Source organism: Lentzea aerocolonigenes (genome assembly GCF_000955955.1).
GTDB classification, from domain to species: Bacteria; Actinomycetota; Actinomycetes; order Mycobacteriales; family Pseudonocardiaceae; genus Lentzea; species Lentzea aerocolonigenes_A.
Map to the genome: position 1 here is coordinate 29,364 of NZ_JYJG01000149.1, position 17,789 is coordinate 47,152.

The window sequence follows — 17,789 nt, forward strand, 5'->3', positions numbered from 1 at the left end:
CCCTGTGTTGTAGTTGTCACACAGACACGGGGATGCAGAGTCGCAAATCGACCGGATTCCCCGGAACGTTGAGTCTCGAGGAGCTGGTCAATCTTGAAGAAGCAGGCGGGCATCGGTCTGGCCCTGAGCATCGCAACGCTCGCGGCCGTGACCACGGCAGCCCCCGCGTCGGCGGACGTGTGGGACTGCCCGGACTTCGGAGTGGCGTGCGCGTACATCGACGCCAACTACAAGGGCAAGATCGTCTGGCAGGAAAGCTCGCCCGGTCTCTACACCTACACGGGAGACTTCCGCAAGACCTCGTCGATCATCAACCGGACGAGGTACCCCCTCCGGCTCATCGGCAAGTTCGACGGCGCGAGCCTCTGCATCCACACCGGACACTCGGTGCGCCAGCTGCCCAAGGGCTCCTACGCGGACCAGCTGAAGTCCATTGAGGTCAAGCCCTCCCAGAGCTGCACCGAGTGGAGGTGATCGTCATGCGCGCACGTATCGCCTTCGGCGCACTGGCGGCCGTGATCGGTGTGGTCGCAGGGCCGGCCGCCACCGCCTCCGCGGCACCGGTCGACGACTGCAAAGGGCTGCGGCTGGTGTGCATCTTCGAGAACCCCAACCACGGTGGAGCCGTGGTGTGGACTGGTGTCGAGAACGGCACCTACGGCGCTCCCTACCGGACCCGCACCAGAGGATCGAACGTCCTCAACTCGAGCTCCAGCTGGGTGCGTCTGAAGCAGGCCAAGGGCACCAGGGCCTGCCAGATGTCACCCGGTCGCGACGTCGACCTGCCCGGCTGGATCAACGACAACATCGGCCAGATCGTCATCGGCGGGCATGCCTCGGGCGTCCCCAACTGCTGAGTCTCGCCGCGCGTTCATGCGTCGTGCCCGTCGTTCGGGCACATGTTCAATCCACGAGATCGAGATAGGAACGTGTATGAAGAAGCTTCGAGTTCTTCTGGTTGCTCTCGCCGCGGTGCTGACCTCCCTGGTGGCGATCAGTCCCGCGCAGGCGGCGCAACCGTGCGAGCAGGGGCAGGTCTGCTTCTACGTGGACACGAACTTCGGCGGGTTCAAGAGCAGGTACTGGGACGACCAGAACAAGGTGAACAAAAAGCTGCGGTTCTCAGCGCTTCCCGAGTCACGCACTGTGTCGTCGATCAGAAACCTCACCCCGTACAGCTTCAACATTTGGAACTCCAAGGGTAAGCGCAAGTGCCTTCCCCCGAGCTACAAATTGGCCTACCTGGCCGAGTGGGACAACGACGTCCAGTACATCGCGTTCTACACGAGCCAGTGCTGACGTCTCGTCCTCATCGAGATCGCGGTCCCTGTCCGACAGTCGCACCTCCCGGGCCGTTCGACGAATGCCCTCGAGCGTCCCGGTTCCCACCGGGCCTGACCTGTCGTGCCCGGCACATCAGCACAACATCGGAGGTTGGACGTGAAGGTTGGAAAGCCCGTCGTGCGGGCGCTTGTCGTGAGTGGCCTGGCTCTGGGGATCGCCACGGCGGGGCTCGCTCTGCCCGCTCAGGCGAACCCGTTCGCACCGGAGGCGAACGCGGCGTCGTGCGCGGCGTTCACGCGCGCCAAGGTGGTCAGCAAGCGCGAGATCCTGACCACGGTCGTCGACGGCGAGCTGCGGAACATGACCTCGAAGCAGTCCGTGCTGGTTCTCGACAGGATCGTCACTGACTCGCGCGAGACCTCGACCGAGTACTCCGCCCAATGGTCCCTGTTCAGCGATGCGCTCAAGCTCGGCGTCTCCCGCACGGTCACCGAAGGCCACACCGTCACCGGCACGCAACAGGGACGCTTCGACGTGGCCGCACACACCACGGTGATCGTCACCGGCCAGGCGCGCAGCTGGTACGTGAAGACCGAGGTCACCCAGCGCGACTCCAAGTGCAAGTACAAGACCTGGCAGGTGCAGGGCGAGGTGGCCTCCAGCGGTGGCCTCGTCTGGACCGCCAGGCAGAAGCGCTGAGACCGACCGAGCACAGCGAGTCGGCGCCCACCGGTCCTCCTCGGGCGCCGACCTGTTCACACGATTCCTTTCGTCTGCGGCAATCCGGATCAACCGGAAGAGCGGAGTCCACAATGCACCAGAGAAGTTTCGCGCGCCGGGCGGCTACCACCATCATGGCGCTCGCGGCCTTGGTCGGCGTCACCGCGATCATCGCGCCTGGCGCGGAAGCGGCGGCGAATCGTCGCGTCTGCGTCTACAGCAAGCCGGACGTGACCGCGAACAACCGCAGCAACTTCCAGTGGGCGATGAATTTCAAGAAGGACGGCGGCTGCCCCGAGAACAACAACCGGGCTTCACTCCAGTCCACGGCCAGGGCGAAGTCGTACTACAAGATCACGTGTGAGGAGTACGCGCAGTGGATCCGGGTCAAGTTCGACCCGTGCCCGAACCACATGCCGACGGACCAGCTGGTCTACATCGAGTGGTCCCTGGACGGCAAGACAGCGACGAAGTTCTCGCCCCGCGGACACTACTGATGGGCGAAAGTCAGGAGGACGGGGTGGAAAGGCGGAGCTCCCCGTCCTCCTGACTCGCGGGACCTGGTCGGTCGCACCGATGGAGCGTTCGTGGGCAACCGGCGGCCAGTTCGGCGCGGAAGCCGGCAACACGTTCCTGCGGGTGAGTGCGACCCTGCGCCGACAGGGCTGCCGCGTGGACGGGAGCGGACGTGCAGAAGCGCCGGAGTGCCACACAGGTCGAGCCCGGAGATCCACCGCGCTCCGTCCACTGTGTACGCGGCGGTTGCCCGCTGTCGTCGAGGTCGAGAAACTTCTCGATGGACCTGACCACCAGAGGCAGCGGCGTTGCAGGACGGCCCCAGGTGCTATTTCCGGAACCCTGCCACGTTCTGCTTCGTGACGATTCGCACCGGCACGTCCACGACTTGCTGGGCCCGCGCGCCGCGCGCCGCGCGCACAGCCTGCTCCACGGCCCTGCGGCCGAGCAGTTCCGGCTGCTGTGCGACGGTGGCCGCCATCGTGCCGTCCTGGACCGCCTGCAAGGCCTCCGGAGTGCCGTCGAAGCCGACCACGTGCACGTCCCTGCCCGCCCGGTCCCCGAGCGCGTCGACAGCACCGAGCGCCATCTCGTCGTTGTCCGCGAAGACACCCCTGATCGGTGTGCCGGACCGCAGAACTTCCGTCATCACCTCGGTGGCACGGGCACGGCTGAACTGAGCAGTCCGCGTCATCGCGACCTCAAGACCACCCGAGTTGAGGCCGTGTTCGAAACCCTCGCCGCGGTCGGTGGTCGCAGAGGCACCGGGAACGCCCTGCAGGTGCACGACGTTGCCGTTGGTGGCACGGCCGAGCTCGATCGCCGCCAGCGCGCCACCCTGCACGTTGTCCGAGGCCACCTCCGACGCGACCTCGGCGCCGTAGACCGACCGGTCCACCGACACCAACGGGACGTGGGCCGCATGTGCGGCATCGGCCGCCTGCTTCGCCTTCTCGGAATCGACCGGGTTGATGATGATCGCGCGCACGTGCTGCGCGGCGAGCGCCTGCACCTGCTCGGCTTGGGCTGCGGCGTCGTTGCCCGCGCTGACCACGACGACCGTGGCGCCCAGCTCGGCCGCGGCCTTCTCGACGCCGTCCTTCATCGCCACGAAGAACGGGTTGTCCAATGTGGACACTGCGAGGCCGATGGCGATTCCGTGACCGGCCTTTTCCTCAACGCCGGCGCACGCGGCCAGCACCAATGCCGAACACGCGAGGAAAGCCGTGCCGAACCCGGAGCGCTTCATGGCGACCGTTCTACCGGTCACCGCACCGGCATCGGCGACTTCTCCCGCCGTCCACGAAGATCTTCCTCGTCGTGCGGAGACGACGGGCGGCCGTGGACTTCGCCGAGATCGAACGCATGCAGCCGAGAGGCCGAGTCAGACATCTCCACCGCGCTGCGCCTCGGCCGCAACAAGATCGCCGTGCAGGTGCACCAGTGGAGCGCGGGCTCCTACCTGGAGGACCACGGGGGCGGCCGCGCTTCCCGCGAGCCGCCGTCATCTCGCGAAATCATCGAAGCACCGAACCGCGTCCGCTTTTTTGGAAAACCGCAGACATCGGGCACGGGAAGTTCGCCCGCAGCTCGAATTCCGAAGCTTCCGCCGCCAGTTGAGACAAATTTCCGCCCAATACCCGTTGCTTCTTTCAGCCACATGCGTCAAAACCACATCATGCGAACTCTTCTCACCGTGATGGCCATTGTTGCCACGATATGCACAGCGGCACCTGCCGCGCAGGCAGCCAACCCTGCGGGCACCGTGCTCTCCACGATCAACCAGTACCGCGCCCGCCACGGTGCGCCGCCCGTGAGACTCGACTCCTCCGTCAGCCAGGTCGCCCAGGACTGGGCGAACCGCCTGCAGTCCCGCGGTGGCCCCTCACAGCACCGGCCCAACAACCAGTTCGGGGAGGACATCTTCTGGGGCTCCGGAGGCGGGGAGAACCCGGACGGCTTCTCACGGCATGGCATCGACGCCTTCTACGGCGAGGGCCGCGGCTACAACTACTCACAGGAATGGAACGGCTCCAACATCAACCAGAACCACGCGCTGCACTTCACCGCGCTGGTCTGGAGGTCGACCAACCGGATCGGCGTCGGCCTGGCCCAGGGACGCAACGGAAGCTACCTCGTGGTGAACTTCGCTCCCGCGGGCAACGTTCTCGGCCAGTTCAGGGCGAACGTACTCCCTCCCCGCTGAACGGTGAGCATTTCGGGAAACCCGCTGTTCTCGTGTCTCCGTCCGCCAGTGGTGCCGCACTCCATCCGGAAGGTGCGGTGCCACCGGCCCGCAACCACAGACCCGCCAAGAGGAACAACAGCACCCAAGCCCGCCCAAGGCGTACGAGTACTTCCGACGACCCCACAACGGGCAAATCGCGGAGAGCACTCACCGATCGGCGCCGACGTTCTGCGGAAAGGCTTCCACAAGAAGCTGAATCCGTCCGAAGTGGACGATCAAGTCGCCGTCGAGTCCGTAACCTTCTGACATGATCTCCACGCTCGCGAAGGCCACTGCCATGCTGGCCGTCCTGGCTGTCACGACGCCCATGGCCGCGCAGGCACATCCTGCCGCCGTGGCGCACCGCACGGTCGACTCGGGAGGGACGACCTACCGGCTCACGCTCGCGGCTCCCACGACGATCAGGCCGTCGGTGCCCACCACGATCACGGGACAGGGCTACAACGCCGGCCAGGGCATCTTCGTCGCGCTCTGCGCCATTCCGGCCGGGGTGAAGCCGCACAAGCCCGCGACGTTCACCGCACGTCCTACTCCATGCCTCGGGCCCAGAGGCGCCGGGAACACCTCGCGCCGGATCGTGAACGGTGCGACCGGAGAGCACACCTCACCGTACGGCCCGAACGGCTCGTTCCTGGTCCAGCTCGACCTCCAGCCGAAGATCGCAGACGGCGTCGAATGCGATGTCGACGTGCGGTGCGCGATCGTGACCAGAGCCGATTTCACCGCGACCGATGACCGCACGTGGGACCTCTACCTCCCGGTGCGTTTCCGCCGCGGGTAACGCTCACTGACGTCCAGCTGCCATTGAGACGGCTCTCGGCTCTGCTGGTGATGCGGATGCTCTGCGAGATGTCAACGGCCGCGCCGCGGGCGTGGTGCTCGACGTGATCGTGCCGACCACCGTGCTGTCATGTCTCAGCTCAGGTCTCCACACCGCTTCCCGGATGGCGTTCTCGCTCTCCGGCCGGGGTGATGCACCGCGTTCGTGGGGCCGGGTCTCGGCTTCCGGCGTGCCGAGGACCGCGGTGCCGGCGTCCACTGTGGTCGGCAGTGGGCACGATCGTGCCCACTACGCGGTTCCCGGCGTGGTGTTCGGCTTCCTGCTCAACACGTCCGCTGCCATCGCGTTGTTCGTTTGGATCACGATCGCGGCGTCACACCTGCGGATGCGCCTCACGCTCGAACACGACGAGCCCGAGCGCCTGGCGCTGCGGAAGAGCCTGGTGCTCACGGCAGGCACATCGCCCCGTGGGGCGGGCACGTTGGGTCAGGCGGTCAGCACAAGGACCCAACGTGTCTGTCGCTCCCTGGACCCGGCATGGCCAGTTGGTGCGCGCGTGCGATGGAGGCGTCTCCTGGGATGGAAAGGACGGACGCCTCGTGTTCACCCGCGGGACGAGCGGTGAACGCGGATCACCTGATCCGGCACGAGACGGTCGAGCCGTTGGGTGCCGATTTCGGAATGAAGCAGGACGTGTTCCTCGGGGTTTCACTCGTGAACCAGTGCTGGATCTGCACGGACCGACCAGTGGCCCACCAGTAGACGTTCCTCGACGAGAGGATCACACCGCAGACGCCAGGTGGGTACACCGCCGTTCCGTTCGTCGTGACCCGCTGACCGTTCTGGTTCACTCCGCTGACGGTCACGGCCTGATCGCGCTTGTTGCCGTTGCAAACCGAAACCCGCACCGACGGTTCCGAGGCTGCGGCCAGTTCCGGCGTCACGGCTGCACCCAGGGCGAGCAGACCGGTCATGGCGATGGCCCCTGTGAGCACACGTTGTTTCATGGTGTTCCTTTCGATCTGTCCTGGCTGTGTCGAAATCAGTTCCCCGGCAGTGTCGAAGATGGAACTCCCCTGGTCCACACAATGGGCGCTCCTTCCGGTTTTTGCTTGTGGATTTCGTGCACGCGACGAGACGCCGGCAGCCACGAACACCGACAAGATCCAGCAGGCCGTCGCCGGGCAGCGAAGACTACTGACACCACCACCACCATTTGCCATTAACGTCACAGCGCCGGACGCATAAGATCACCAATCGCGTCCGGCGCCGGAACGAATGAGCGTGGGATACCGGACAAATGACGATGACGCCGGGCAGAGACGAGTTCGGGCAGGAGCTGCGCCGGCTGTGCGAGGAGGCCGGCCTCACCCAGGTCCAGCTCGCAGCCCGCCTCGGTTATCACCACACCTGCGTTTCCAAGATCGAGAGCGGCGCCCGTGAACCGCGGATCGCGTTCGCGAGCACGGCCGACGACGTGTTGCAGGCGGGCGGCGCCCTGCTCGCCGTCGCCACGAAGGTCCGCGCCCGGCTGCGCGCGAACCTCATGTCAGGTTTCCCAGAGCGGGCATCGGACCGCACAACGACGAGTCCGATGTGGACTGTCTACTGGAGATGGACCGCCTGACCGCGCCGCACGGCATCGCCCACCAACGTGCCGTGGTGCGCAAGATGCCCAGACCGGCCGACGTGGCAGACCGGCTGGTCCGGGGCTCTTGCGCACCCGAATTCCCGCGAGGTCAGCTCAAGGAGCCGAAGTAGGCGACGTAGGCGACACCGTTACCGCGGACCCTGAAGGCGACGAGGCCGTCGGCCCTCATCTGGGTACACGGGTCCGCCGTCGCCTGCGGACTGACGTCGTAGGAACCCCAGAGGTACCTGGACGCACCGATCTGCCGGCCCCAGTTCTCGCAGACGACCTTCCCGACGGGCTGGGCGTTGAGGGGAAGGTTCTTGACGGCGCCGGAAGACGCCCGCGGACAAGCGCCGTCCTTCTTGTAGTTCATTCCGACCCAGGTCCTCACCGCGAACGTCCCCTGCCCGCGCACGCTGATCGTCTGCGAGGCGCCGGAGACGTACAGACAGATCCTGCGGTTCGTGGCGGCCTCGGCCTGGGGCGTCAACGAGGTCGACGCGGCAGGCGCGATCGTGGCGATGAACGCGAGTACCGCGACGAACAGGAACATACGGCGCCAACCGGGCGAGACGTTCAAACTTCTGATTACGTTCATGATTTGAAGCATATGACCGCACCCGATATACTATTGGTTTTCCGTTGTTCGCCCGACGAATTTCATCAAATCTCCCAGGCCAACCTGGGAGATCAGTGAATCGCGGACCCCATTTCGAAAAACGCCGCCGACGTCAGCTCGTGGCGCCTCGAACAGCGCCGGCAACGGCTCGCTGACGCGGCACCACGGCATCGAGCCGACCTCGAAAGTTGCTCTCCTCGGCTGGCCAACGGACTGCACCCACATGTCGAGCACGGCAGTCGGTTGTGGCTCGTCGTCCGGTTGTCCGAACTGCGTGCGCAGCTGCTCGAACACGGCACAGTCGCCGCGATCAGCCGAGAGACCCTGCGCCGGAACTTGGGTGCCGGCGGCGTCTCTCGGCTGACCTGGAGGCCTCGACAGATCGGGACTTCCTGACCGGATGCGCCGGATCCCGGATCTCTACGAGCATCCGCCCCGTGACGGGCGACCCACAACCGCTACGACGGCGTCGTGGACGTGCTCGTTGCTCGCGACCTGGCGCGCACGTCGGCCGGACGAGGAGTCATACCTGTCTTCCTCCGTGCGGGGACTAGCACGGCACCGGATGAGCCAGCGATGCCGTGTCCCGTCCCGTCATTTGGTGTCGCGGCAGTTCCACCAGCTGATGACCAGTCCCCTGGGGCCGGACTGCTGGAAGTTCGTCAGTTCGACCGACTTCGTCGCGTTGCTTTCGATTCGGCACCCGCGCCAGGCCGTGGCCCAGATGGTCTTGAACACCTCCTCCTTCGAGGGTGAGGCGCTCTTGAACACGTAACCGGGGGCCCAGTTGGTGATCTGGCCGACGGTCTTCGCACTGGCGGGAGTGGCCAGCCCGAGGACCAGCGCGGTCGCGGCACCGCATGCCAGCGCGCCGCTCGCCAGCCTCCGCCGCAGATCCGATTTCCTGCCGTCCTTGCTCAACACGATTCTCCTGACGCTGTACCGATAGAGGGCCTGTCCAGAATCAGGTTTCGCCGTCGCGACATCAAGCCGACGGGATGTGATTCCGCGTATTTCCCAAAATCGACGCCGCATACTGAGTGAACCTCGGAGGAACAGGCGACTACCGGCTTTGGCAGTTCTTGACGGGGACAGCGATCCCGACCGGCACAACGATCACCGATCTATGGTTCTTCCGGCCACCAACATCCGAATTTCGACGACAACTCCGCCGTTCGTCGGACGCAGTCCCCACCGGCTTGTTCCGGATTCACCGCGGTGGATCCCCCTCATTTCCTGGAGGAAGGGATGGCACTGATGAAGTCAGCCCGTCCGACGTGCCGCCAGGCCGACGCGGCCACTGCCGACCTCAACACCTCTTACCGCCTGGTCGACCGATCCGGCCAGCGGTCGCGTGGTCGTCTCCGCCGACTGGCGACGCGATCCAGACCGGCCGTGTGGGCAGCTCGCTCGGCTTCAACGTGAAGGACGGCGCGGGCGAGGCTCTGATCCCTCGTGAGCTCTCAAGCCTTGTCGCACCGCACCCGAGACGGGCCTGGTGAGCCTTGCACGGTGACGTGTGCACCCCGAGCCTGCCCTTTCAGGGCGTCGAGTCGGTGGTGTGGGTGCCTCGGTGGTGGACGTAGTCGCTGGTGTGTTGTTCGGCCCAGTCCTGCAGGTGGTGCAGTGCTGAGGTGACGCCGCGGGCGAGGTCGGTCAGGGCGTACTGCACCGTCGGTGGCCGGCTGGTGTGCACGATGCGGGTGATCAGCCCACCTGCTTCGAGGTCGCGCAGGGTCTGCGCGAGCATCTTGTCGCTGACGCCGCCGGCCCGCCGGCGCAGCTCGGACCAGCGTTGCGGGCCGTCCTCGAGGTCGACCAGGACCAGGGCGGCCCACCGGGCGGTGACCAGGTCGAACAGCTGCCTGCCGGGGCAGGCGGGATCGCGGACGTTGCCTCGCTTGCTTTCCCGCACGTGCTCACCTCACCTGAAGGTATGTACTTCCCAAGAGAAAGTAACTCGGTCAGAGTGAGTGAGTCAACCGCTGATCGTCAAGGAGTACCTGTGGTAACCGACGTTGCCGTGACCCGTGCCGCGAACACCGCGACGGTGCTCGGCGGCCCCACCGCACTGATCCACCTGGCCGGCTGGACGCTGCTGACCGACCCGACCTTCGACGCCGCCGGCACCGAGCACCAGGACGGCCCGGTCGTGGTGCGCAAGACCGCCGGCCCGGCGTTGAAGCCCTCACAGCTTCCCGCCCTCGACGCCGTACTGGTCAGCCACACCGGGCACCTGGACAACCTCGACACCGCCGGGCGCGCGGTGGCCTCCGGTGCCTCGGAGGTGTTCACCACCCCCACCGGCGCCGAGGATCTCGGCGGCGCAGCCGCCGGCCTGGAGCCCTGGCAGACCCGGACCCTGTCGAAGCCGGGCCGCACGCCGCTGAACATCACCGCGGTCCCCGCCCGCCACGGTCCCGTCGGCACCGAGGCCATCACCGGTCCGGTCACCGGCTTCCTCCTGCACACCGACGACGATTCGGCACCGACGGTGTACGTGTCCGGTGACACCGTCGACCTGGACGCGATGAGCGCCCTGGCCGAGCGCTACCGCGTGGACGTGGCGCTGCTGCACCTGGGCGCGGCAGGCTTCGAGGCATTCGGTGACGTACGACTGTCGCTGACCGCGGCCCAGGCCGTCGAGGCCCGCCGCCTGCTCGGCGCCCCCCTCGTGGTGGCCGTGCACGCCGAGGGCTGGGCCCACTACACCGAAGACCGCGACCACGTCCGGCAGACCTTCGACGCCGCCGGCGCCCCGCTGCACTGGCCCACCCCGGGCGAGCCCATCACTCTGCCCGATCCGCACACCCGCTGACACAGCTCATCCAGGGCCGCCGGAGACGCGGGCGGATCGGCCTGTGGCCGGCCCGCCCGTCCGCAACGAAAGAAAGACAGGAAAGAACATGACACCGGAAGTCGTGCACGAGCGCTTCGCCCAGCACCTCAAGGACCAGGACCTCGACGGACTGGGTTCCCTGTTCGACGAAGACGCCATGTTCGTACCGGGACCGGGCCAGAAGCCGGTCCACGGCAGGGAAGCCATCAAGGAAGCGCTGAAGGTCTACCTCGAGTCGCCCAGCACCATTGAGGTGGAGGCCACGTCGGTCCATCAGAACGGCGACCTGGCGATGGTCCAGGCGTCCTGGCGGATCACCGGTGAGGGCGGCACCGTGGAAGGAAAAGCGCTGGAGGTGATGAGGAGGACGAGCGAGGGGCACTGGGTCTACATCATCGACAACCCCTACGGCGTCTGATTCTCAAGTTGTCCTCCGTCGCGCGCGCGTGGTGCCGTTGTGGCGAGGCTGAGCAGAGTGAGCGCCGGTGTCCGAAGTCCACCGCGTGGACACCGGCGCTCACAAGAGGCCTGTCTGGTCGGCGAGCTCATCCGCGGTCCTCTCTTCGTCAGCTCAACTGCCATGACGAAGCTGTCGCGTGCGGAATCGGGCCGCGGCGCGGGCACCGAGATCGCGTTGAACCAGCCTTGCGGCCCGCGACATCCGTGGATCGGAATGCCTTCGTACTGCGGGACGTCGTCGTGCCGCCGTCGGAGTCGAGCATCACCACCGCGTAGCGCCGTCGATGTCGGCGCTTCCTCTGCACGCCGGGCATGTCCCCGACGTGTGTGTCAGAGCAGGTATTCGAGCACGCCGGCGTTCACCGTTCGGGTCAGTTCACCACGTTCGACCAGAACGTCGAGGTGCGCGGCGGTCTCGCCGATCGCCAGCACCTGGTTGAACATGTCGAGGTCGTCGAACCGGCGCTGACGACGGGTCCAGCCGATCTTGCGGGCGGTCTCGAAAGCCGAGCCCGAGACAGCCTTCAAGATCTCTTCCAGGCGCTGTTCGTGGTGCTGCAGCAGCTCGTCCACGCGGGCGTGCGAGCTGTCCGTCACGGGGCCGTGAGCGGGCAGCAGCGTGAGGTCGGGCAGCTCGCGGGTGAGCCGGAGCGACGTCATGTAGTCGCCGAGGGGCAGTTCGGGCCGCAGGGGCTCGAAGCCGATCGACGGCGTGATGTGGGGCAGCACGTGGTCGCCGGAGAACAGCACCTTCGCGGTGTGGTCGACGAACACGACGTGGCCGCGGGTGTGGCCGGGCGTCGGGATGACCTCGAGCTTGCGGTGCTCGAGTTCGACGGTGCTGCGTTCGAGCCACTCGTCGGGTTCCTCGTAGTCGCGCAGGGCGTCGTCGCGGTTGACGTGGTGCATGATCTTGATCCACGTCTCAGCCAGCTCGGCCGCGCCCCATTTGCGCAGGTCGTCGACGTGCTGGTCCTCCTGGCCGTGCAGGATGTGCCGCAGTGACGGCTGCTCGCCGAGGCCGAGCGCGATCTTGCTGCCGAACATGCGCCGGAGAGCCACGGCCATGGTGAAGTGGTCGCGGTGCACGTGCGTGACGAGGAACCGCTTGATGTCCTCGAAGCCCTTGTTCAACGTGCCGAGCGCGGCTTCCAGCTGGTCGCGGGCCTCGTCCAGCGCCCAGCCCGAGTCGACGAGCACCAGCCCGTCGCCGTCCTCGATCGCGTACACGTTGACCGCGCGCAGGCCGTCGTTCGGCAGCGGCAGCGGAATCCGGTGCACACCTGGTGCCACCTCGAACGCGCCCGGCTCACTCCACACGCTCGCCCACCTCATTGTTAGCGCTCGCAACTATCTACCGGACGGTAACACGGTATTCAGGGTGCTTGTCGATGTACTTCGCCACGAACGGGCACAACGGGGAAATCTTGACATCTCGGGCCATGGCGTCGTCCAGTGCGAACTTCGCGAGCTCGGCTCCGAGCCCCTGCCCCGCGTAGGCCTCGTCGACCTCGGTGTGCACGAGAGCGAGGACCTCACCGATGGTCCGGTACTCCAGGAACCCGGCGAGCGCGCCGTCGACGTGAACCTCGTAACGGCTCTCGGCCTCGTTGTTCGTGACAGCGTTGGTGTCCATGTCAACCATCTTGCCCCGGGAGAGGGAAAATGGCCCGCATGGACGTCTACCTCCTGATCCTGGGTGATCACCTGCCCAACCCGTGCACCGGTGAGGAGGTGTCCCAGGCCGACCGCCTGCGGGCGATGGTGGAGCAGGCGGTCGTGGCCGAGGAGGCCGGGTTCGCGGGCGTCGCGATCGGCGAGCACCACTTCACCCGCTACATCGTGTCGGCACCGGAACTGCTGCTCGCGGGCGTGGCGGCACGGACGTCCACGCTGAAGCTCTCGACCGGCGTGACCCTGCTGGCCCACCGCGACCCGGTGCTCGTGGCGGAGTCCCTGGCGACGCTGGACGTGCTGTCCAACGGCCGCGCCGAGCTGATCGTGGCACGCGGGGTCGACCAGCAGACGGACGCGGCGTTCGGAGTGCAGCCGGGTCAACTGCGGGAGCGCTTCGAGGAGCACCTGCGGTTGCTCATCAAGCTGCTGGAGGAGCCGGAGGTGAGCTGGGACGGCAGGTTCCGCGGCCCGCTGTCCCACGTGACCACGACGCCGCGCCCGGTGCAGACGCCGCGACCGACCGTGTGGATCGGGTCGGGGTCGGCGGTGTCGGCCGATCTCGGGGCCGAGTTGCGGATGCCTCTGATGCTGCCGTCGACGTTGCGCGACCCGTCGATCTACGCGGAAGTCGTGCAGCGGTACCGCGAACGGTTTCCCCTTGGGCGCGTCGGGGTGCCGAGCCATGTGTTCGTGGCACACGAAGACGCTCGCGAACGGTGGCGGCCGCACCTCGCCGAGTACGCGCGGTTCGCGGACCCGTGGCGCGGCGACGGTGACATCGACGTGGACACGATCATGGACGGCGCGGCGATCTGCGGGACGCCGGACGAGGTGGCGGACCGGCTCAACGCGCTGGCGGAGCTGCTGACCATCGACACGCACCTGGTGATGGTGGACATCGGGGGCATGCCGCCCGAATCGGTCATCGAGACGATCCGCCTGTTCGGCGCGGAAGTGCTGCCGAAACTTGTTTAACGCCAGCGCTGCCAAGGGTTAACACGCGCCCGCCAGGATTGCCGTCGTGGGCATCAACGTCATCGGCATCACGCATCCTGGGCAGGTCGGGGCGCTCCCCGGCGGCACCAACGTGCTGGTGCTGGCCGATGACGGCAGGTACGCCGATGAGTTCCTCGACACCGACTTCCGTGCGCATCGGCTGGTGGTGCGCGCACACGGGCGCGGGTCGGCTTTCTTCGGGGTGGCGGACAAAGCCCGTGAGTTGGGTGCGAGCCGGGTTCTCTTCGGTGGCTTCCGGGACGTCGCCACCGAGGAGGACCCGACACTCGTTCTCGACGACGTGATCGCGTTCAACTCTTCTTTCGCGCGGCGCATGTACGACTGGATCCGGCCGGCGAGTGCGTACGGTGACGGACTCGTCACCTGGCTCACCGAGAACGCGGCCCGCACGGGACTTCGCGTGGTGCAGCCCATCCGCCCTGGAATCCATTGAGGACTGATGTGTTCCTGCGATCGCGACGGAAGTTGACCGGATCGGATCCGGAAGTGTCAAGACGCTGCCCCATCAGTGAAATATCGTTCCCTCACGAGCGCAGTCGCACGCGCACGCACCGGAGCTGAGAGTTTTCTCAGCGTGTCCACTCGGGGGTAGGGGCACACTGGTTTCAGGGTTCTCTCAGGGGAGATCCTGACCCTTCGGTGCGTTCGTGTCGCCGAAGATGGTGCGCACGAAGGCCACAGGAGGGGAAAAGACAGTGAGCGCGTCCGAAGGTGTCGCGGCGAGAGCCGTCGACGTGTGGAAGGAATACGGGTCCGGCGATGCTGCCGTGACCGCGCTCGCGGGGGTGAGCGTCGAACTGGAGAGGTCCCGCTTCACTGCGATCATGGGGCCGTCGGGTTCTGGCAAGTCGACGTTGATGCACTGCCTCGCGGGCCTCGACGACGTGACCCGCGGCGAGGTGTGGATCGCGGACACGAAGGTCACCGGGCTGAAGGACCGCGGGCTCACGGAACTGCGGCGCGACAAGGTCGGCTTCATCTTCCAGCAGTTCAACCTGCTGCCGACGCTGACGGCGGAGGAGAACATCACGCTGCCGCTCGCGATCGGTGGCAAGAAGGTCGACAGGGCCTGGTTCGACGTCGTGGTCGACACGGTGGGTCTGAGGGACAGGCTGACCCACCGGCCGACGCAGCTCTCGGGTGGTCAGCAGCAGCGCGTGGCTTGTGCGCGTGCGCTGGTGTCGCGGCCTGACGTCGTGTTCGCGGACGAGCCGACCGGCAACCTGGACTCGCAGTCCGGCGCCGAGGTTCTCGGCTTCCTGCAGCGGTCCGCCCGTGAGTTCGGGCAGACGATCGTGATGGTCACGCACGACCCGAACGCCGCTTCGTACGCCGACCGCGTCATCTTCCTCAAGGACGGCCACGTCGTCCGCGAGCTGCTGGCACCGTCGTCCGAAGAGGTTCTGGAGACGATGAAGCACCTCGACGACGTCGCGGTGCCGCATGTTTAAGGCGACTATCAAGAGCTTGCTGTCGCGCAAGCTCCGGCTGGTGCTGTCCGCGCTCGCGGTGGTGCTGGGCGTGATGTTCGTGTCTGGTTCGTTCGTGCTGACCGACACCCTTCAGCGTTCGTTCACCGACCTGTTCTCGTCGGCTTACGCCAATGTGGACGTTTCGGTCTCGCCTCACCACGAGAAGGGCAAGGAGCCCAAACCCCTGACGCCGCAGGCGATCGCCGACGTGAAGTCGGTTCCGGGGGTGGCGTCCGCGGTCGGCGACGTGCAGGGTTCCGCCCGGCCGATCGGCAAGAACGGCAAGGTCATGACGACGTCGGGCGCGCCCCGGCTCGGGTTCAACTGGACGGGCACCGGCCAGGAGAAGATCCGGGACGGCAAGGCGCCCCAGTCGGACAGCGAGGTCGCGGTCGGCGCGTACCTGGCGTCGACGGGCCAGTTCAAGGTGGGCGACGAGATCTCGCTGCTCACGCTGGAGCCCAAGAAGACCTTCAAGATCACCGGCATCTACGAGTACGCGGGCGGCCGTGACTCACTGGGTGGCGAGCTGTCGGTGGCGTTCACCGAGCCGGTGGCGCAGCAGTTGTTGCTGGGCGCGAAGGACACGTTCTCCGGCGTCACCGTCACGGCGGCGCAGGGCACTTCCGACGACGCGTTGCGCGACGCCGTGGCGGCCAGGATGGGCTCCGGCTACGACGTGAAGACCGGTGCCACGCTGGCTAAGGAGCAGGCCGACCAGATCAACGAGGGCCTGAAGTTCTTCAACTACGTGCTGCTCGGGTTCGCCGGCATCGCGTTGTTCGTCGGCATCTTCATCATCCTCAACACGTTCTCCATCATCGTCGCCCAGCGCACGCGTGAGCTCGCGCTGCTGCGGTCGATGGGTGCGTCCCGCGGCCAGGTCATCGGGTCCGTGGTGCTGGAGGCGTTGGTGATCGGGCTGATCGCGTCGATCGTCGGCCTCGGGGCCGGTATCGGCGTGGGTGCGTTGCTGGCCACCATCTTCAGCACGATCGGCGGCGGCAACCTGCACCTCGCGGGCATCGGCGTACCGCTGTCGGCGATCATCTCGTCGTTCGCGGTGGGCATGATCGTCACCGTGATCGCGGCCGTGATGCCGGCACTGCGGGCGTCGCGGATCGCGCCGGTCGCGGCGATGCGGGAGGCGGCGACGCCGGACCGGCCGCTCACGAAGATCACGATCATCGGCGCGGCAGTGGTCGCGCTGGGTGGCACGAGCCTGGTCTTCGGGTTCAAGCAGCAGTCACTGCCGTTGATCTTCGGCGGCATCCTGGTGGCGTTCGTCGGTGTCGCGTTGCTGACGCCGCTGCTGTCCAAGCCGATGGTGTCGCTGATCGGCCGTCTGCTGTCGTGGTCGATGCCAGGTTTGCTGGGACGCAGGAACTCCGCCCGCAACCCGCGCCGGACCGCGATCACCGCGGCCGCGCTGATGGTCGGCATCTCGCTGATCACCGGCGTGAGCGTGGTGCTGACGTCGGCGACCAAGTCGATCGAGAAGCTCGCCTCCGGGCAGCTGCAGACCGACCTGATCATCTCCGGCGAGGGCCAGATGGAGGGCATGCCGGCGACGTTCAAGCCGGACGTGCTCGCCGAGGTCGAGCAGACCGACGGCGTCAAGTCGGTGGTCGGCTGGTCGCAGGACGGCGTGCTGCAGGGCGAGAACCAGATGTTCGCGGTCGCCGTCAACGACATGCCCGCGATGGCCACGATGTTCGCTCTCAAGCCGAAGTCCGGTGACATCGCGCCGCTGAAGGCCGACCAGATCGCGCTGCCGGAGGACATGGCGGCCGAGAAGGGCTGGTCGATCGGCAGCAAGGTCACGCTGCAACTCGCCAAGTCCGCCGAACCGACGACGTTCACGGTCGGCTTCATCTGGGCCAAGTCGCAGGTGCTGCAGGGCGCGCTGGTGCTGCCGGAGTCGGCGGGCCGCAACTTCCGGTCCGACGGCATCGGCCAGGCGTTCGTGCAGGTCAAGCCGGGGACGAACGCGACGGACGTGCAGAAGCGCATCGAGCCGTTGTTCGCCGACAACCCGGAGATCACCGTCCAGGACCGCAGCGCGTTCGTGAAGCAGACGACCTCGCAGTTCGACACGGTCCTGCTGATGATCCAGATCCTGCTGGCGCTGGCGATCCTCATCGCGGTCCTCGGCGTCATCAACACCCTGGCGCTGTCGGTGATCGAGCGGACCCGCGAGCTGGGTCTGCTGCGAGCGATCGGCATGCGGCGGTCGCAGGTGATGCGGATGATCACCGTCGAGTCGGTGGTGATCTCGGTGTTCGGCGCGGTGCTCGGCCTCGCGGTCGGTGTGGCGCTCGGGCTCGCGACCGTGCAGGCGTTGAAGGACCAGGGCATCTCGGAGATCGGGTTCCCCTGGATGACCATGGTCCAGTACCTGGTGGTGGCGGCGTTCGTCGGTGTGATCGCGGCGATTCTGCCCGCGATCCGGGCCGCGCGCCTCAACGTCCTGGACGCGATCGCCTACGAGTGAGCCTGTTGTCGATGAAGGGAACCTTCATCC

The 17,789-nt window shown here is 66.7% G+C and carries 24 protein-coding genes; 15 read left to right on the forward strand and 9 right to left on the reverse strand.

Translation table 11 applies throughout. The annotated features are described in order from the left end of the window. Positions 1-93 precede the first annotated feature (93 nt). The 5 genes from UK23_RS21710 to UK23_RS21730 all read left to right on the forward strand — a co-directional run bounded on the left by UK23_RS21710 (position 94) and on the right by UK23_RS21730 (position 2,501). On the forward strand, positions 94-474 hold the full coding sequence (locus tag UK23_RS21710) for a peptidase inhibitor family I36 protein (RefSeq protein ID WP_045313414.1): 381 nt from the start codon (positions 94-96) through the stop codon (positions 472-474). 5 nt (positions 475-479) lie between these two features. Next, positions 480-857: a hypothetical protein gene (locus UK23_RS21715; protein WP_156213293.1), complete on the forward strand. Its 378-nt coding sequence runs from the start codon at positions 480-482 to the stop codon at positions 855-857. A 76-nt stretch (positions 858-933) separates the two neighbouring features. Further along, positions 934-1,299: a peptidase inhibitor family I36 protein gene (locus UK23_RS21720; RefSeq protein ID WP_045313416.1), complete on the forward strand. Its 366-nt coding sequence runs from the start codon at positions 934-936 to the stop codon at positions 1,297-1,299. A gap of 141 nt (positions 1,300-1,440) precedes the next feature. Next, on the forward strand, positions 1,441-1,983 hold the full coding sequence (locus UK23_RS21725; RefSeq protein WP_156213294.1) for a hypothetical protein: 543 nt from the start codon (positions 1,441-1,443) through the stop codon (positions 1,981-1,983). A 113-nt stretch (positions 1,984-2,096) separates the two neighbouring features. Further along, positions 2,097-2,501, forward strand: a complete 405-nt coding sequence (locus UK23_RS21730; RefSeq protein ID WP_156213295.1) for a hypothetical protein — start codon at positions 2,097-2,099, stop codon at positions 2,499-2,501. 347 nt (positions 2,502-2,848) lie between these two features. Here UK23_RS21730 and UK23_RS21735 read toward each other — a convergent pair whose 3' ends face one another. Further along, positions 2,849-3,769, reverse strand: a complete 921-nt coding sequence (locus UK23_RS21735) for a substrate-binding domain-containing protein (protein ID WP_045313419.1) — start codon at positions 3,767-3,769, stop codon at positions 2,849-2,851. A gap of 17 nt (positions 3,770-3,786) precedes the next feature. Next, the gene (locus UK23_RS54630) at positions 3,787-3,912 is read right to left on the reverse strand and encodes a hypothetical protein (protein WP_269112296.1); all 126 of its coding nucleotides are present in this window, start codon (positions 3,910-3,912) and stop codon (positions 3,787-3,789) included. A gap of 286 nt (positions 3,913-4,198) precedes the next feature. On the opposite strand from UK23_RS54630, the gene UK23_RS21740 reads away from it, so the two are divergent. The 3 genes from UK23_RS21740 to UK23_RS55040 all read left to right on the forward strand — a co-directional run bounded on the left by UK23_RS21740 (position 4,199) and on the right by UK23_RS55040 (position 6,174). Beyond that, positions 4,199-4,726 (forward strand): CAP family protein, encoded by a 528-nt coding sequence (locus tag UK23_RS21740; RefSeq protein ID WP_196777813.1) that lies wholly within the window; start codon positions 4,199-4,201, stop codon positions 4,724-4,726. A gap of 289 nt (positions 4,727-5,015) precedes the next feature. Continuing rightward, on the forward strand, positions 5,016-5,549 hold the full coding sequence (locus UK23_RS21745) for a hypothetical protein (protein WP_063778098.1): 534 nt from the start codon (positions 5,016-5,018) through the stop codon (positions 5,547-5,549). Between the two features lie 61 nt (positions 5,550-5,610). Continuing rightward, positions 5,611-6,174: a hypothetical protein gene (locus tag UK23_RS55040; RefSeq protein WP_419503897.1), complete on the forward strand. Its 564-nt coding sequence runs from the start codon at positions 5,611-5,613 to the stop codon at positions 6,172-6,174. Positions 6,175-6,181: 7 nt separating this feature from the next. On the opposite strand, the gene UK23_RS21755 is transcribed toward UK23_RS55040, so the two are convergent. Continuing rightward, positions 6,182-6,712, reverse strand: coding sequence for a hypothetical protein (locus tag UK23_RS21755; protein WP_156213296.1), 531 nt, complete (start codon positions 6,710-6,712; stop codon positions 6,182-6,184). Between the two features lie 143 nt (positions 6,713-6,855). Between UK23_RS21755 and UK23_RS21760 the strand changes: the two genes are divergently transcribed. Next, positions 6,856-7,176 (forward strand): helix-turn-helix domain-containing protein, encoded by a 321-nt coding sequence (locus UK23_RS21760; RefSeq protein WP_196777815.1) that lies wholly within the window; start codon positions 6,856-6,858, stop codon positions 7,174-7,176. A 112-nt stretch (positions 7,177-7,288) separates the two neighbouring features. Here the strand turns inward: UK23_RS21760 and UK23_RS21765 are convergent, their stop codons facing one another. From UK23_RS21765 to UK23_RS21780, 4 genes are all read right to left on the reverse strand, one after another. Continuing rightward, the gene (locus UK23_RS21765; RefSeq protein WP_156213297.1) at positions 7,289-7,780 is read right to left on the reverse strand and encodes a hypothetical protein; all 492 of its coding nucleotides are present in this window, start codon (positions 7,778-7,780) and stop codon (positions 7,289-7,291) included. Positions 7,781-7,810: 30 nt separating this feature from the next. Beyond that, positions 7,811-8,095, reverse strand: coding sequence for a hypothetical protein (locus UK23_RS21770; RefSeq protein WP_045313426.1), 285 nt, complete (start codon positions 8,093-8,095; stop codon positions 7,811-7,813). Between the two features lie 300 nt (positions 8,096-8,395). Beyond that, positions 8,396-8,725: a hypothetical protein gene (locus UK23_RS21775; protein ID WP_045313427.1), complete on the reverse strand. Its 330-nt coding sequence runs from the start codon at positions 8,723-8,725 to the stop codon at positions 8,396-8,398. A 616-nt stretch (positions 8,726-9,341) separates the two neighbouring features. After that, positions 9,342-9,716: a winged helix-turn-helix transcriptional regulator gene (locus UK23_RS21780; protein ID WP_045313428.1), complete on the reverse strand. Its 375-nt coding sequence runs from the start codon at positions 9,714-9,716 to the stop codon at positions 9,342-9,344. Positions 9,717-9,806: 90 nt separating this feature from the next. On the opposite strand from UK23_RS21780, the gene UK23_RS21785 reads away from it, so the two are divergent. Both UK23_RS21785 and UK23_RS21790 read left to right on the forward strand, forming a co-directional pair. Further along, positions 9,807-10,619, forward strand: coding sequence for an MBL fold metallo-hydrolase (locus tag UK23_RS21785; protein WP_063778099.1), 813 nt, complete (start codon positions 9,807-9,809; stop codon positions 10,617-10,619). 88 nt (positions 10,620-10,707) lie between these two features. Further along, a complete protein-coding gene (locus UK23_RS21790; RefSeq protein WP_045313429.1) occupies positions 10,708-11,058 on the forward strand; it encodes a YybH family protein in 351 nt (116 codons plus the stop codon). A 371-nt stretch (positions 11,059-11,429) separates the two neighbouring features. On the opposite strand, the gene UK23_RS21795 is transcribed toward UK23_RS21790, so the two are convergent. Both UK23_RS21795 and UK23_RS21800 read right to left on the reverse strand, forming a co-directional pair. After that, the gene (locus tag UK23_RS21795) at positions 11,430-12,434 is read right to left on the reverse strand and encodes an MBL fold metallo-hydrolase (protein WP_045313430.1); all 1,005 of its coding nucleotides are present in this window, start codon (positions 12,432-12,434) and stop codon (positions 11,430-11,432) included. Positions 12,435-12,453: 19 nt separating this feature from the next. After that, positions 12,454-12,735 carry a GNAT family N-acetyltransferase gene (locus UK23_RS21800; protein ID WP_156213298.1) on the reverse strand — a complete coding sequence of 94 codons (282 nt, stop codon included), beginning with the start codon at positions 12,733-12,735 and terminating at the stop codon, positions 12,454-12,456. A 38-nt stretch (positions 12,736-12,773) separates the two neighbouring features. Between UK23_RS21800 and UK23_RS21805 the strand changes: the two genes are divergently transcribed. The 4 genes from UK23_RS21805 (at position 12,774) to UK23_RS21820 (ending at position 17,759) form a co-directional block, all read left to right on the forward strand. After that, positions 12,774-13,751 carry an LLM class flavin-dependent oxidoreductase gene (locus UK23_RS21805; protein WP_045313432.1) on the forward strand — a complete coding sequence of 326 codons (978 nt, stop codon included), beginning with the start codon at positions 12,774-12,776 and terminating at the stop codon, positions 13,749-13,751. Positions 13,752-13,797: 46 nt separating this feature from the next. Beyond that, entirely contained in the window at positions 13,798-14,226 is a 429-nt protein-coding gene (locus tag UK23_RS21810; protein WP_045313433.1) for a hypothetical protein, read from the forward strand. Between the two features lie 226 nt (positions 14,227-14,452). Next, positions 14,453-15,244: an ABC transporter ATP-binding protein gene (locus tag UK23_RS21815; protein WP_045313442.1), complete on the forward strand. Its 792-nt coding sequence runs from the start codon at positions 14,453-14,455 to the stop codon at positions 15,242-15,244. Beyond that, on the forward strand, positions 15,237-17,759 hold the full coding sequence (locus UK23_RS21820; protein WP_045313434.1) for an ABC transporter permease: 2,523 nt from the start codon (positions 15,237-15,239) through the stop codon (positions 17,757-17,759). The genes UK23_RS21815 and UK23_RS21820 overlap by 8 nt, the downstream gene beginning before the upstream one ends. Positions 17,760-17,789: the final 30 nt, after the last annotated feature.